The organism is Streptomyces chilikensis (assembly GCF_001642695.1).
Classification (GTDB): domain Bacteria; phylum Actinomycetota; class Actinomycetes; order Streptomycetales; family Streptomycetaceae; genus Streptomyces; species Streptomyces chilikensis.
On sequence record NZ_LWCC02000005.1, the window covers coordinates 3,788,820 to 3,802,568 of the forward strand.

The following is a 13,749-nucleotide window of genomic DNA, read 5'->3' on the forward strand; positions in this document are numbered from 1 at the left end:
CGGACGCGGGTGCGGCGGTGCCGCGCGGGGTGTTACTTGGTGACGGCCTTCAGGGCGTCGACGATGCCGGCGCCGTAGAAGCCGTTCTGACGCGGGCCGCCGACGCAGATCGCGTCCACGACACCGTCGTTGTTGTGGTCGTACGTCTCGGGGCAGTCGAACTTGGTCGCCTGCGCCTTCAGCATGGCCGCCAGCGCGCCCGGAGTCGCGTGCGGGTGCGTCGACTTGATGAGGGCGGCGACGCCGGCGGCGTGCGGGCCGGCCATGGAGGTGCCCTGGAGCCAGGCGTAACCGCCGCTCGGCATGGTGGAGAGGATGCGGCCGTTCTTCGACGGGGTGTCCGTCGGGATCTGGCGCGCGTCACCACCCGGCGCGGCGACGTCGATGACGCCCTTGCCGTAGTTCGAGTAGTACGACTTGCCGTTGAAGTAACCGGTGGCGGAGACGGTCACCACGCCGTCCAGCTGGGCCGGGACGTCGAGGCACACGTGCGGGTCGATGGTCCGCGTGACCGGGGTGCTGTCGTTCGGGCTGCCGTCGTCGAGGATGGCGTCCGCGTCGAGGTCGTTGTAGGAGTTGCCGGCCGAGGCGACGTGCAGGGTGCCCTTGGACCGGGCGTACTTCTGGGCCCGGTCGACCGCTTCCAGAAGGGCCTTCTGGTCCGGGTCGTCGGGGCAGTTGTACTCCCACGGGTCGACGTAGTAGCTGTTGTTCGTGATCTCCACGCCGTTGTCGGCGGCGAAGACGAAGGCGCAGACGACGGCCTCCGTGAAGAACAGCTGGTTCTCGTCCGGCTGGGCGACGGTGATGCCCGAGAGCTTCACGTTGGGGGCGACGCCGGCGATGCCGACGCCGTTGCGGGCCGCGGCGATCGAGCCGGCGACGTGGGTGCCGTGGTAGTGGTCGTCGTCCACCGGACGCCAGGCGCCGGGGGAGGTGTCGGCCACGCCGGTGGAGCAGTCGGCGGACTGAGAGGGCGAGAAGTTCGGCGCCAGGTCCGGGTGGGTGTCGTCGACGCCGGTGTCGATCACGGCGACCGTGACCTTCTCGCTGCCGGGGTTGATCTCGGCGGCCTCGTCGGCGCCGATCGCCGGCAGGTCCCACTGGTCGGCCTCGAGCGGCTCGTCCAGGCCGGCCTCGGCGGAGGCCTCGGCGATCCTGGCGGCCTCGTCCGCGCTCAGGCGGTCCACGGCGCCCACGTCGGTGGTGGCGGCCGGGGTGAACGGCGCGGTGCGGGTGGCGCCCGCGCTCTGCACACCGCGCACGGCGCGGATCTTCGCGGCGAAGGAGGGGTCGGCCGAGTGGACGTAGATCACGCCGATCTTGTCGTACGACGTGACGACCGTGCCGCCGGCCTCGCCTATCGCCTTCTTGACGGAGGCGATCGTGCCGCGGTCCTTCCTGGTGTTGACGACGTAGGACAGCGTCTCGCCGGCCGTGGTGGCCGTGGCGGTGACGTCGGACGTCGGGGCCGCCGCGGCGGTGGCCGGCAGGAAGCCGAGCGACGCCGTCAGCGACAGCGCGACCGGCACCGCGAGGGCCAGTCGGCGTCTTGAGCTCAGATGAGCCATGGGGTCTCCACATCATCCTGAATCGAGGCCCGCCGGGGCAGAGATGTGCCGCGGGCAGGTACATGACGGATGGTTCAGGGAGGAAGCTATCTCCCCAAGTCGCTGGCCAGCAATGACTTCCCGCAACGATTACCGAACATCGGCACCCGGTTGAACCGGTCCCGCTTCCGCTCCGTGAAGGCGGACAAGGGGCGAAGAGCCGCGACCCCCTGTCGGATCGCGTTCCGGGGCCCTAGCATCTCGACCTTGCCGAGTGATCCACATCACAATCAGGCCGATTGTCATATGACCGTATCTATTGCATGAGGAGACTCCGTGGCAGACTCACCGCCCCTCGAGACGCCGCAACCACGGGTGCCGTCCACCGAGGAGTACGCCCGGGTGCAGGAGAGCGAGGAGTTCGGCGAACTGCGCCGTTCCTACCGCTCGTTCGCCTTCCCGCTGACCATCGCGTTCATAACCTGGTACCTGCTGTACGTCCTGCTCTCCAACTACGCCGGCGGCTTCATGGGCGCCAAGGTCCTCGGCAACATCAACGTCGCCCTCCTCCTGGGCGTCCTGCAGTTCGTCAGCACCTTCCTCATCGCCTGGTGGTACGCCCGCACCGCCGCGGCCAAGCTCGACCCGAAGGCGGAAGCCATCAAGTCCCGGATGGAGGGCGGCGCGTGAGCACCGAGTCCGTGTTCCTCGCGGCCAACGAGGCCAGCGAGCACCGCACACTGATCATCAGCCTCTTCACCGCCTTCGTCGTGGCGACCCTCGGCATCACCGTCTGGGCCGGCCGCCAGACCAAGGACGCCGCCGACTTCTACGCCGGCGGCCGCCAGTTCTCCGGCTTCCAGAACGGCCTCGCCATCTCCGGCGACTACATGTCCGCCGCGTCCTTCCTGGGCATCGCCGGCGCCATCGCGCTCTCCGGTTACGACGGCTTCCTCTACTCCATCGGCTTCCTGGTCGCCTGGCTCATCGCCCTGCTGCTGGTCGCCGAACCACTGCGCAACTCCGGCCGCTACACCATGGGCGACGTGCTCGCCTACCGGATGCGCCAGCGCCCGGTCCGGACCGCGGCCGGCGTCTCCACCATCGTCGTCTCGATCTTCTACCTGCTGGCGCAGATGGCCGGCGCCGGCGTGCTGGTCTCCCTGCTCCTCGGCATCACCAGCGAGGCCGGCAAGATCCTCATCGTCGCCCTGGTCGGCGTCCTGATGATCATGTACGTGTCCATCGGCGGCATGAAGGGCACCACCTGGGTCCAGATGGTCAAGGCCGTGCTGCTGATGTTCGGCGCGGCGCTGCTGACCTTCCTGGTGCTGCTGAAGTTCAACTTCAACATCTCCGACCTGCTCGGCACCGCCGCCGCCAACAGCGGCAAGGGCGACGCCTTCCTCGAGCCCGGCCTGAAGTACGGCGTCAGCGAGATGAGCAAGATCGACTTCATCTCGCTCGGCATCGCCCTGGTCCTCGGAACCGCCGGCCTGCCGCACATCCTGATCCGCTTCTACACGGTCCCCACCGCCCAGGCGGCCCGCAAGTCCGTGCTCTGGGCGATCGGCCTCATCGGCGCCTTCTACCTGATGACCCTGGCCCTCGGCTTCGGCGCCGCCGCGCTGATGAGCCCGAAGGAGATCACCGACTCCAACCCCGCGGGCAACACCGCCGCGCCCCTGCTCGCCCTGCACCTGGGCGGCGTCGACTCCACCTGGGGCGCGATCCTGCTGGCCTCGATCTCCGCGGTCGCGTTCGCCACCATCCTCGCCGTGGTCGCCGGACTCACCCTGGCCTCGTCCTCCTCGTTCGCCCACGACATCTACGCGAACGTCATCAAGCGCGGCAAGGCCACCGAGAAGCAGGAGATGAAGGCGGCCCGCTGGTCGACCGTGTTCATCGGCATCGTGTCGATCGGCCTCGGCGCCCTCGCCCGCGACCTCAACGTCGCCGGCCTCGTCGCCCTGGCGTTCGCGGTCGCCGCCTCCGCCAACCTGCCGACGATCCTCTACAGCCTCTTCTGGAAGCGGTTCACCACCCAGGGCGCGCTGTGGTCCATCTACGGCGGCCTGATCTCCGCCGTCGGCCTGGTGCTGTTCTCGCCGGTCGTCTCCGGCGCGCCGACGGCGATGTTCCCGGACGTCGACTTCCACTGGTTCCCGCTGTCCAACCCCGGCATCATCTCGATCCCGGTCGGCTTCCTTCTCGGCTGGCTGGGCACCATCCTCTCCAAGGAAGAGGCCGACAAGGGCAAGTACGCCGAGCTGGAGGTCCGGTCGCTCACCGGTACCGGAGCGCACTGACCCCCGCCGAACGGCACCCGCGGCCGCGCCGCCCCGAGGGAACTCCGGGGCGGCGCGGCCGTCGCCGTCACGTACGCTCAAGGCTGCGGGAACTCGACCGCGGCACTCGACCGCGGTACCGACTGCGAGGGAGGGGCCCTGGTGACGCTCATCGACACCCATGGCCGGGTGGCCACCGATCTGCGGGTCTCGCTGACCGACCGGTGCAACCTGCGCTGCACCTACTGCATGCCCGAGGAAGGCCTGCAGTGGCTGGCCAAGCCGGACCTGCTCACCGACGACGAGATCGTCCGGCTGATCCGCGTCGCCGTCACCGCGCTCGGCGTCGACGAGGTCCGCTTCACCGGCGGCGAGCCCTTGCTGCGCCCCGGTCTGGCCGGCATCGTGCAGCGCGTCGCGGAACTGGACCCCCGCCCCGAGACGTCCCTCACCACCAACGGCATCGGCCTCGGCCGGATCGCCCCCGCCCTCAAGGAGGCCGGGCTCGACCGGGTCAACGTCTCCCTGGACACCCTGCGCCCCGAGGTCTTCAAGGCCCTCACCCGCCGCGACCGGCACCACGACGTCCTCGCCGGCCTCGCCGCCGCCCGCGACGCCGGGCTCACCCCGGTCAAGGTCAACGCCGTCCTGATGCCCGGCTTCAACGAGGACGAGGCCCCCGACCTGCTGGCCTGGGCCGTGGAGAACGAGTACGAGCTCCGGTTCATCGAGCAGATGCCGCTGGACGCCCAGCACGGCTGGAAGCGCGACGGCATGGTCACCGCCGGGGACATCCTCGCCTCGCTGCGCACCCGCTTCGAGCTCACCCCCGAGGGCGACACGGCCCGCGGCTCCGCGCCCGCCGAACGCTGGCTGGTCGACGGCGGCCCGCACCGGGTCGGCGTCATCGCCTCGGTCACCCGGCCGTTCTGCTCGGCCTGCGACCGCACCCGGCTCACTGCCGACGGCCAGGTGCGCACCTGCCTGTTCGCCACCGAGGAGACCGACCTGCGCGGAGCGCTGCGCTCCGGGGCGCCCGACGAGGAGATCGCCCGGATCTGGCGGACCGCGATGTGGGGCAAGAAGGCCGGCTCCGGTCTCGACGACCCCACGTTCCTGCAGCCCGCCCGGCCGATGTCGGCGATCGGCGGCTAGCCGGCGGAGGTCAGCCCTCCGACCACTCCGGGAGCGCCACCACGTCCTTCAGGAACCCGCGGACCCCCAGGAACTGCGACAGGTGCTCCCGGTGCTCCTCGCAGGCCACCCAGGTCTTGCGGCGGTCGGGGGCGTGCAACTTCGGGTTGTTCCAGGCCAGCACCCACACCGCGGCTTCGCGGCAGCCCTTGGCCGAGCAGACGGCGGTCTCGTCACTCACGGTTTCTCGCAGGGGAAGAACGGTCACGGAAGACGCCGGGCAGCCACGGGGGGAGCTGCCCGGCGTCGGTCCTTCGCTCCGAACGGGGGATGCGGAGCTCTTGGGAAGTATGTCACGCGAGCCCGGCCCGGCGGGACCGGTTCGGCGGGACCAACAGGGGTGAACCCCGCCGCCGGCCGGTCACTCGCGGTCGCCGGCCCCCTGCGGCGCCTGCGGGGCGGGCTCCCCCACGGGCTCCCCCACGGGGTCCTCCACGGGCTTCTCCCAGGGCTGCGAGGCCGCGTCCGCCCGCGGCGGCGCGAGCATCGGCCGGACCGGGGCGGCGAGGAACGTCGAGGGGAGCGAGGGGGTGTTCTCCCGCCCGGCGTTGGCGATCACCACGGCCACGTAGGGGAGCAGGGCGCCCAGCACCAGGGCCACCACCGCCACCGGGCGCTGCACGTTCCACAGCGTGGCCGCCAGGATCACCGAGAGGGTGCGGACCAGCATGGAGATCACATAGCGCCGCTGCCGCCCGCCCACGTCGTCCGCGAGGCTCTGCCGGGCACCGGTGATCCGGAAGACCTGGCCCGTCGAGTCGCTCCGCCGCCGCTTCCGCATCACATTCCACCATCCACCAGCATCGGTCCGAACCGGCACATACAACGGTACGCCCGGCGCCGCCCGGCACGGAGGCCGGGGGGCCGCCGGGCGGGCGTGCCGGCCGCGCCGCGCCGTGGGCGGACTTGTCCGACATGCGCCGAACGGGGGACGGGCGGACACTGGGCGTAATGCTCACGTAGATCCGTACGAGGAGGCACCCATGGGCTGGTTGTGGGCGATCATCATCGGCTTCGTGCTCGGCCTGCTGGCCAAGGCGATCCTGCCGGGCAAGCAGAACATTCCGCTGTGGCTGACGACGCTGCTCGGTATCGGCGGCGCCGTCGCGGGCAACGCGATCGCACGCGGCGTCGGCATCGCGGCGACGCCGGGCATCGACTGGGGCAGGCACGCGCTGCAGCTGGGCGCGGCGATCGCCCTGGTGGCCGTCGGAGCCGCCGCCTGGAACGCCGTCATGTCCAAGAGGCGGACCACCTCGACACGCACGATCGCCTGATCCGATCCGATCCGATCCGATCCGATGACGACGGCGGGCCGGGCGGGGCCGCTGCCCCGCCCGGCCCGCCGGCGGTGTCGTCGGTGTCCCGTGCGCGTCAGCCCCCGGTGACCTCGACCGCCGCCAGGTTCTTCTTGCCGCGCCGCAGCACCAGCCAGCGGCCGTGCAGCAGGTCCTCGCGGGCCGGCACGGCGTCCTCGGCGGTCACCTTGGCGTTGTTCACGTAGGCGCCGCCCTCCTTCACGGTGCGCCGGGCCGCCGACTTGCTGGCCACCAGACCGACCTCGGCGAACAGGTCCACCACCGGGCCCAGCTCGGACACCTGGACGTGCGGCACCTCGGAGAGCGCCGCGGCGAGCGTCCGGCCGTCCAGCTCCGTCAGCTCGCCCTGGCCGAACAGCGCCCGGGAGGCGTTGACCACGGCGGCGGTCTGGTCCGCGCCGTGCACCAGCGTGGTCAGCTCCTCGGCCAGCGCGCGCTGGGCGGCACGCGCCTGCGGGCGCTCCTCGGTCTGCCGCTCCAGCTCCTCCAGCTCCTCGCGGGAACGGAAGGAGAGGATGCGCAGGTACCGGCTGATGTCCCGGTCGTCCGTGTTCAGCCAGAACTGGTAGAACGCGTACGGCGTGGTCATCTCCGGGTCCAGCCAGACGGCGCCGCCCTCGGTCTTGCCGAACTTGGTGCCGTCGGCCTTCACCATCAGCGGCGTGGCCAGGCAGTGGACGTGGGCCTCGGGCTCCAGGCGGTGGATCAGGTCCATGCCCGCGGTGAGGTTGCCCCACTGGTCGCTGCCGCCCTGCTGGAGGGTGCAGCCGTGGCGGCGGTACAGCTCGAGGAAGTCCATGCCCTGGAGCAGCTGGTAGCTGAACTCGGTGTAGCTGATGCCCTCCTGCGACTCCAGGCGCCGGGCCACCGAGTCCTTGGTCAGCATCTTGTTGACGCGGAAGTGCTTGCCGACGTCACGCAGGAACTCGATCGCCGACAGGCCGGCGGTCCAGTCCAGGTTGTTGACCATGGCGGCCGCGTTGTCGCCCTCGAAGGAGAGGAACGGCTCGATCTGCGCGCGCAGCCGGTCCACCCAGGCGGCGACCGTCTCCGGCGCGTTCAGCGTGCGCTCGGCGGTCGGCCGGGGGTCGCCGATCTGACCCGTCGCCCCGCCCACCAGGGCGAGCGGACGGTGGCCCGCCCGCTGGAGCCGGCGCATGGTGAGCACCTGCACCAGGTGGCCGACGTGCAGCGAGGGGGCGGTCGGGTCGAAACCGCAATAGAACGTGACCGGACCGTTCGCCAGCGCCTTGCGCAGCGCGTCCTCGTCGGTGGACTGGGCGAACAGCCCGCGCCACTTCAACTCGTCGACGATGTCCGTCACGGTTCTCGTGTCTCCTCGAAACGATCTGCTCGGCCGCCGTCCCGGCGGTCCCTACGAGGTTATACGCCCCGCCGTCCGCGTCGCGCCGCCATATCCGCGGGCAGGGGCCCGGCCCCGGGCGCGCGCCCGGGGCCGGGCCCCGGACCTCCGGGCGCGCGGCCCCTACACCCCCTGGCTCACGGAACTCATGTTGAAGTCCGGCACCCGCAGCGCCGGCATCGCCGCCCGCGTGAACCAGTCGCTCCACTCCCGCGGCAGCGTCCGCTCCGTCCGGCCCGCCTCGACGGCCCGCCCGAGCACGTCCACCGGCGACTCGTTGAACCGGAAGTTGTTCACCGCGCCGGTGACCTCCCCGTTCTCCACCAGGTAGACCCCGTCCCGGGTGAGCCCGGTGAGCAGCAGCGTCGCCGGGTCGACCTCCCGGATGTACCACAGGCAGGTCAGCAGCAGGCCCCGCCCGGTCGCGGCGACCATCTCCTCCAGCGACCGGTCGTCACCGCCCTCCAGGACCAGGTTCCCGATCGCCGGCGCCACCGGCATCCCGGTCAGCGCCGCACCGTGCCGCGTGGAGGTCAGCCGGCGCAGCTCGCCGCCGGAGACCCACTCCGTGGCCGACACCGGCAGCCCGTTGTCGAAGACCGAGGCGTCGTTCCCGGAGGAGTGCGCCAGCACGAACGGCGCGCACTCCAGCCCCGGCTCGCGCGGATCGCTGCGCAGCGTCAGCGGCAGCGCCGTCAGCTTCTCCCCGACGCGCGTCCCGCCGCCCGGCTTGCTGAACACCGTCCGTCCCTCGGCGGCGTCCCGGGCCGAGGACGACCACAGCTGGTAGACCAGCAGGTCCGCCACCGCGGACGGGGGCAGCAGCGTCTCGTACCGCCCGGCGGGCAGGTCCACCTGCCGCTCCGCCCACCCCAGCCGGCGCGCCAGCTCGGCGTCGAGCGCGGCCGGGTCCACGTCGGTGAAGTCCCGGGTGGAGCGGCCCGCCCAGGCGGAGCGGAGCCGGTCGGGGGACTTGGCGTTGACCTCCAGGGTGCCGTTGGGCTGGTCGTGGCGCAGCCGCAGGCCGGTGGAGGAACCGAGGTAGCTGGTCACCATCTCGTGGTGGGCGAAGCCGTACAGCTCCCGCCCGCCGGCCCGGGCGCGCGCGAACGCCTCGCCGAGGGCCGGGGCGAACGCGTCGAACACCGCGGAGGAGGTCTCGGCGGGCGCCTCGGCGAAACCGGGGGAGTGCGGAGTGCCGCCGACCAGCTCGGTGGCGTCCTCCGCCGGCGCCGCACCGCGCGCGGCGGCCTCGGCGGCCCGCACCAGCGGCTCCAGGTCGTCGGCGGTGACCGCCCCGCGGCTCACCACGCCGGCCGCGGTGCCCTCCTTGCCGTCCACCGTGGCGATCACGGTGAGGTGCCGGCCCCGGGTGACGCCGTTGGTGGTGAGGGCGTTCCCCGCCCAGCGGAGGTTGGCGCTCGAGGTCTCGTCCGCGATCACGACGCATCCGTCGGCCCGGGACAGCTCCAGGGCGCGCTCGACGATCTCGTGCGGCTTGTGGGTACGCGGGCTCATCGACCGGCCTCCTGCGTGGTGTTCAAGATGTTGACGCCCCGGAAAAGTGCTGACGGGCAGCCGTGCGAGACGGCCGCGATCTGACCCGGCTGGGCCTTGCCGCAGTTGAACGCGCCGCCCAGCACGTACGTCTGGGGGCCGCCGACCGCCTCCATGGATCCCCAGAACTGCGGGGTGACGCCCTGGTAGGCGAAGTCCCGGACCTGGCCGTCCAGCCGCCCGCCCTTGATGCGGTAGGCGCGCTGCCCGGTGAACTGGAAGTTGTACCGCTGCATGTCGATGGACCACGACCGGTCGCCCACCACGTAGACGCCGTTGTCGACGCTGCCGATCAGGTCCGCCGTGGACATGCCCGCCGGATCCGGCCGCAGCGACACGTTGGCCATCCGCTGCACCGGCACGTGGCCGGGGGAGTCGGCGAAGGCACAGCCGTTGGACCGCTCGAAGCCGGTCAGCCTCGCCATCCGCCGGTCCAGCTGGTAGCCGACGAGCACGCCGTCCCTGACCAGGTCCCAGGACTGGCCTGCCACGCCCTCGTCGTCGTAACCGACGGTCGCCAGCCCGTGCTCGGCGGTGCGGTCCCCGGTGACGTTCATCTTCTCGGAGCCGTACCTCAGCGTGCCGAGCTGGTCGAAGGTGGCGAAGGAGGTGCCCGCGTAGGCCGCCTCGTAACCGAGCGCGCGGTCCAGCTCGGTGGCGTGGCCGATCGACTCGTGGATGGTCAGCCAGAGGTTCGACGGGTCGACGACCAGGTCGTACACCCCCGCCCTCACGCTCGGGGCGCGCATCTTCTCGCGCAGCAGCTCCGGGATCTCGGCGAGTTCCGCGGCCCAGTCCCAGCCGGTGCCGGTCAGGTACTCCCAGCCGCGCCCCACGGGCGGCGCCAGGGTGCGCATCGAGTCGAACTCGCCGGTGGACCCGTCGACCGAGACGGCGGTGAACTGCGGGTGCAGCCGGACCCGCTGCTGGGTGGTGACGGTGCCGGCGGTGTCCGCGTAGAACTTGTTCTCGTGGACGGTCAGCAGCGAGGCGTCCACGTGGTCGACCCCGTCGGCGGCGAGCAGCCGGGCGCTCCACTCGGCCAGCAGGCCCGACTTCTCCTCGTCCGGCACCTCGAACGGGTCGGTCTCGTACGCCGACACCCAGGTCTTCTCCGGGTGCACCGGCTCGTCCGCCAGCTCCACCCTCTCGTTTGACCCGGCCGCCGCGATCACCTTCGCGGTCAGCCTGGCCATCGCCACCGCCTGCGAGGCCACCTTGGCCGCGGCGTCCATGGTGAGGTCCACCCCGGAGGCGAAGCCCCACGCGCCGCCGTGCACCACGCGCACCGCGTAGCCCAGGTCGGTGGTGTCCGAGGACCCGGCCGGCCGCGCGTCCCGCAGCCGCCAGGACGCGCTGCGCACCCTCTCGAACCGGAAGTCGGCGTGATCCGCGCCCAGCGCCCTGGCCCGCGCCAGAGCGGCGTCGGCCAGGGCCCTCAACGGCAGTGCCAGGAACGACGGGTCGATTTCATGGGGCACGGGGCGGCATCCCTTCAGGCGGTCACTGCGCTGACAACAGGGCAGTGAACCACGGGGGGACCGCGCCGTGCGCGCGAGTTGCCGGCCGGGCCGGAGTCCCGGAGGGTCCGGGCGGCCGTGGAACAGGGGGTCCGCACCGGGGCGCGGGGCGCGGGAGCCGGCGACGCGCCCGCTGGCGGGCTGCCACAACCGCCCTCCGGCGTCCGTCCGGTCCTCCGCACGTTCGGGGCACGGGAACGCCCGGCACCGGAGGAGGGCGACTGTAGGGATCCCACAGCGGGCGGGGGTGCGCTGCTGTTCGTGCCCGAAGGCCCCCGACGGCGGGCGGACCGATAGGTTTTCGGGGAAGCCGCCGGCCGGCGCGGGAGCACGGCCGGGCGGGGAAACTCGAACACAGCACGAAGGGGGACGGATGAGCCGCTCGGTTCTCGTCACCGGAGGCAACAGGGGCATCGGCCTCGCCATCGCCCGCGCGTTCGCCCAGGCCGGCGACAAGGTCGCGTACACCTACCGCTCCGGCGAACCGCCGGCCGAGCTCACCGACCTCGGCTGCCTCGCCGTCCGCTGCGACATCACCGACTCCGAGCAGGTGGAGCAGGCCTACAAGGAGGTCGAGGAGCGGCACGGTCCGGTGGAGGTGCTGGTGGCCAACGCCGGCATCACCAAGGACCAGCTCCTGATGCGCATGTCGGAGGAGGACTTCACCTCCGTCATCGACACCAACCTGACCGGCACCTTCCGTGTCGTCAAGCGGGCCAACAAGGGCATGCTGCGCGCCCGCAAGGGCCGGGTCGTCCTGATCTCCTCCGTCGTGGGCCTCGCCGGCCAGGCGGGCCAGGCCAACTACTCGGCCTCCAAGGCCGCGCTGGTCGGCTTCGCGCGCTCCCTCGCCCGTGAGCTGGGCTCGCGCAGCATCACCTTCAACGTCGTCGCCCCCGGCTTCGTGGACACCGACATGACGCGCGACCTCCCCGAGGAGACGCGCGACGACCTCCTGTCCAAGATTCCGCTGGGCAGGTACGCGGCGGTCGAGGAGATCGCCGGCGTGGTGCGCTTCCTCTCCTCGGACGAGGCGTCGTACATCACTGGAGCCGTCATCCCCGTTGACGGCGGATTGGGCATGGGTCACTGATCGACATGAGCGGAATTCTCGAGGGCAAGCGGATCCTGATCACCGGCGTGCTGCTGGAGTCCTCCATCGCCTTCCACACGGCGAAGCTGGCCCAGGAGCAGGGCGCGGAGATCATCCTCACCGCCTTCCCCCGGCCCACGCTCACCGAGCGGATCGCCAAGAAGCTGCCCAGGCCGACCAAGGTCGTCGAGCTGGACGTCACCAACGACGAGCACCTCGGGCGGCTCGCCGACGTGGTCGCCGAGGAGCTCGGCACCCTGGACGGCGTGGTCCACTCCATCGGCTTCGCGCCGCAGGACGCGCTGGGCGGCAACTTCCTGAACACGCCGTTCGAGTCGGTGGCCACGGCGATGCACGTCTCGGCGTTCTCCCTGAAGTCGCTGACCATGGCCTGCCTGCCGCTGATGCAGAACGGCGGGTCGGTGGTGGGCCTCACCTTCGACGCCCAGTACGCGTGGCCGCAGTACGACTGGATGGGTCCCGCCAAGGCGGCCCTGGAGGCCACCAACCGGTACCTGGCGCGCGACCTGGGCAAGCAGAACGTGCGGTCCAACCTGATCTCGGCGGGACCGATCGGGTCCATGGCCGCGAAGTCCATCCCCGGTTTCGCCGACCTGGCGTCGGTCTGGGACTCGCGGGCCCCGCTGGAGTGGGACCTGGCGGACCCGGAGCCGGCCGCGCGGGGCGTCGTCGCCCTGCTGAGCGACTGGTTCCCGAAGACGACGGGCGAGATCGTCCACGTCGACGGCGGCCTCCACGCGATCGGCGCGTAACGCCGTTCCGGGCCCTTTGCGCTGCCCCGCGCCCCACCGCGCGGGGCAGCGCCGTTCCCGGCCCCGGCGGAGCATCCGTCCGCGCGGGTGACGGTCGGGGCGGCGCCGCCGGGGGCGGGTCCTCGCCCCGCGCGGGGACCCGTCACCCGTCCGGCGGAGCACCGCGGGCGGCCGAGCCCTCCGCGGGGGCAGCCTGGGGCGTACCCACCCCGGGAGGCGCGATGATCCCCCGCTTGCGCCCCGCCGCCCTCGCGGCACTGACCGCCGCCGCGGCGGCCCTCGCCCCCGCGTCCCCCGGCCCCGCGCCCGCGGAGTCCGGCGCCGACTGCGCCGTGCGGGTCACCGGCTCGGAGGTCACCGCCCACTGCCACAACCCCCACTCCCGCACCGACCGGGTCCGCCTGCACATCGAGTGCGCCCGCTGGTGGGACGTGGACAGCGACGGCGCCCCCGCCGACGCCGCCCCCGCCCGCGGCGTGGAGCTCACCGGCCGCTGCTGGAAGGAGGTCGCCGCGGCGTGGGTGAGCCACCGGCCGGGGTGAACGCCGGCTACCAGGACCCGAGGTCCGACGACGTCCACCTCTCGGGACGCATCCGCAGGACCACGGACTCCTCCAGGGCCATGGGCGACGCCAGGTACTGCTCCAGGGCCACCCCCGACAGGTACCGCCCGGCCATCTCGCGCACGTGCTCCGCCGTCGCGGCCACCGACTCCACGACCGGTCCCTCCACCGACACGTACCGCACCGTCGGCGTCAGCCGCTGCACCAGCAGCGAGAACCGTCCCGCCCCGGCGATCAGCGCAGCCTTCCGGGAGTCCCGGCCGGTGAGGATCCACGGCAGGCCCCCCGGCTCGTAGCCGTACCAGAGCGGCACCAGCAGCGGTCCTCGCTCCGGGCCGGCCACCACACCGAGCGTCGCCGTCAGCGGTTCGGACAGGAACGCCTCGCGTTCTTCCTCGGAAAGAGCCATGCCCCGACGTTAGGGCCGGACCGCCCGCCCGCGCAGCCCGACGCGTCAGGCGGGCGCGCGCCGCCGGGCCGTGCCGCGCGAGGTCCTGCCGGGCGCCGCCGGGCCGTGCGGCCGCCGCCG

At 72.2% G+C, this 13,749-nt stretch carries 14 protein-coding genes; 7 read left to right on the forward strand and 7 right to left on the reverse strand.

Annotated elements, in window-relative coordinates:
- Positions 1-32: 32 nt before the first annotated feature.
- The gene (locus A2U95_RS16910) at positions 33-1,571 is read right to left on the reverse strand and encodes a S8 family peptidase (protein WP_166023436.1); all 1,539 of its coding nucleotides are present in this window, start codon (positions 1,569-1,571) and stop codon (positions 33-35) included.
- A 315-nt stretch (positions 1,572-1,886) separates the two neighbouring features.
- Here A2U95_RS16910 and A2U95_RS16915 point away from each other — a divergent pair, with 315 nt between their 5' ends.
- The 3 genes from A2U95_RS16915 (at position 1,887) to moaA (ending at position 4,993) form a co-directional block, all read left to right on the forward strand.
- Positions 1,887-2,240 carry a DUF485 domain-containing protein gene (locus A2U95_RS16915; protein ID WP_166023438.1) on the forward strand — a complete coding sequence of 118 codons (354 nt, stop codon included), beginning with the start codon at positions 1,887-1,889 and terminating at the stop codon, positions 2,238-2,240.
- The gene (locus A2U95_RS16920; RefSeq protein WP_166023440.1) at positions 2,237-3,859 is read left to right on the forward strand and encodes a solute symporter family protein; all 1,623 of its coding nucleotides are present in this window, start codon (positions 2,237-2,239) and stop codon (positions 3,857-3,859) included. Before A2U95_RS16915 ends, A2U95_RS16920 begins: the two co-directional genes overlap by 4 nt.
- 141 nt (positions 3,860-4,000) lie before the next feature.
- A complete protein-coding gene (moaA, locus tag A2U95_RS16925) occupies positions 4,001-4,993 on the forward strand; it encodes a GTP 3',8-cyclase MoaA (RefSeq protein WP_166023442.1) in 993 nt (330 codons plus the stop codon).
- A gap of 10 nt (positions 4,994-5,003) precedes the next feature.
- Here moaA and A2U95_RS16930 read toward each other — a convergent pair whose 3' ends face one another.
- Both A2U95_RS16930 and A2U95_RS16935 read right to left on the reverse strand, forming a co-directional pair.
- Positions 5,004-5,213, reverse strand: coding sequence for a hypothetical protein (locus tag A2U95_RS16930; protein ID WP_166023444.1), 210 nt, complete (start codon positions 5,211-5,213; stop codon positions 5,004-5,006).
- A 180-nt stretch (positions 5,214-5,393) separates the two neighbouring features.
- On the reverse strand, positions 5,394-5,813 hold the full coding sequence (locus A2U95_RS16935) for a DUF3099 domain-containing protein (protein ID WP_166023446.1): 420 nt from the start codon (positions 5,811-5,813) through the stop codon (positions 5,394-5,396).
- A gap of 202 nt (positions 5,814-6,015) precedes the next feature.
- Between A2U95_RS16935 and A2U95_RS16940 the strand changes: the two genes are divergently transcribed.
- Entirely contained in the window at positions 6,016-6,309 is a 294-nt protein-coding gene (locus A2U95_RS16940) for a GlsB/YeaQ/YmgE family stress response membrane protein (protein ID WP_166023448.1), read from the forward strand.
- A gap of 97 nt (positions 6,310-6,406) precedes the next feature.
- Here A2U95_RS16940 and tyrS read toward each other — a convergent pair whose 3' ends face one another.
- The 3 genes from tyrS to A2U95_RS16955 form a co-directional block, all read right to left on the reverse strand.
- Entirely contained in the window at positions 6,407-7,675 is a 1,269-nt protein-coding gene (gene tyrS, locus A2U95_RS16945) for a tyrosine--tRNA ligase (RefSeq protein ID WP_166023450.1), read from the reverse strand.
- Positions 7,676-7,837: 162 nt separating this feature from the next.
- The gene (locus A2U95_RS16950; RefSeq protein ID WP_166023452.1) at positions 7,838-9,232 is read right to left on the reverse strand and encodes a metallopeptidase TldD-related protein; all 1,395 of its coding nucleotides are present in this window, start codon (positions 9,230-9,232) and stop codon (positions 7,838-7,840) included.
- Positions 9,229-10,752 carry a TldD/PmbA family protein gene (locus tag A2U95_RS16955; protein WP_166023453.1) on the reverse strand — a complete coding sequence of 508 codons (1,524 nt, stop codon included), beginning with the start codon at positions 10,750-10,752 and terminating at the stop codon, positions 9,229-9,231. Before A2U95_RS16955 ends, A2U95_RS16950 begins: the two co-directional genes overlap by 4 nt.
- Positions 10,753-11,164: 412 nt before the next feature.
- On the opposite strand from A2U95_RS16955, the gene fabG reads away from it, so the two are divergent.
- The 3 genes from fabG to A2U95_RS16970 all read left to right on the forward strand — a co-directional run bounded on the left by fabG (position 11,165) and on the right by A2U95_RS16970 (position 13,199).
- Entirely contained in the window at positions 11,165-11,884 is a 720-nt protein-coding gene (gene fabG / locus A2U95_RS16960) for a 3-oxoacyl-[acyl-carrier-protein] reductase (protein ID WP_151775603.1), read from the forward strand.
- 5 nt (positions 11,885-11,889) lie between these two features.
- Positions 11,890-12,657 carry an enoyl-ACP reductase FabI gene (fabI, locus tag A2U95_RS16965; RefSeq protein WP_166023455.1) on the forward strand — a complete coding sequence of 256 codons (768 nt, stop codon included), beginning with the start codon at positions 11,890-11,892 and terminating at the stop codon, positions 12,655-12,657.
- Positions 12,658-12,878: 221 nt separating this feature from the next.
- Positions 12,879-13,199, forward strand: a complete 321-nt coding sequence (locus A2U95_RS16970) for a hypothetical protein (protein WP_166023457.1) — start codon at positions 12,879-12,881, stop codon at positions 13,197-13,199.
- A 7-nt stretch (positions 13,200-13,206) separates the two neighbouring features.
- On the opposite strand, the gene A2U95_RS16975 is transcribed toward A2U95_RS16970, so the two are convergent.
- Entirely contained in the window at positions 13,207-13,629 is a 423-nt protein-coding gene (locus A2U95_RS16975; RefSeq protein ID WP_166023459.1) for a pyridoxamine 5'-phosphate oxidase family protein, read from the reverse strand.
- Positions 13,630-13,749: the final 120 nt, after the last annotated feature.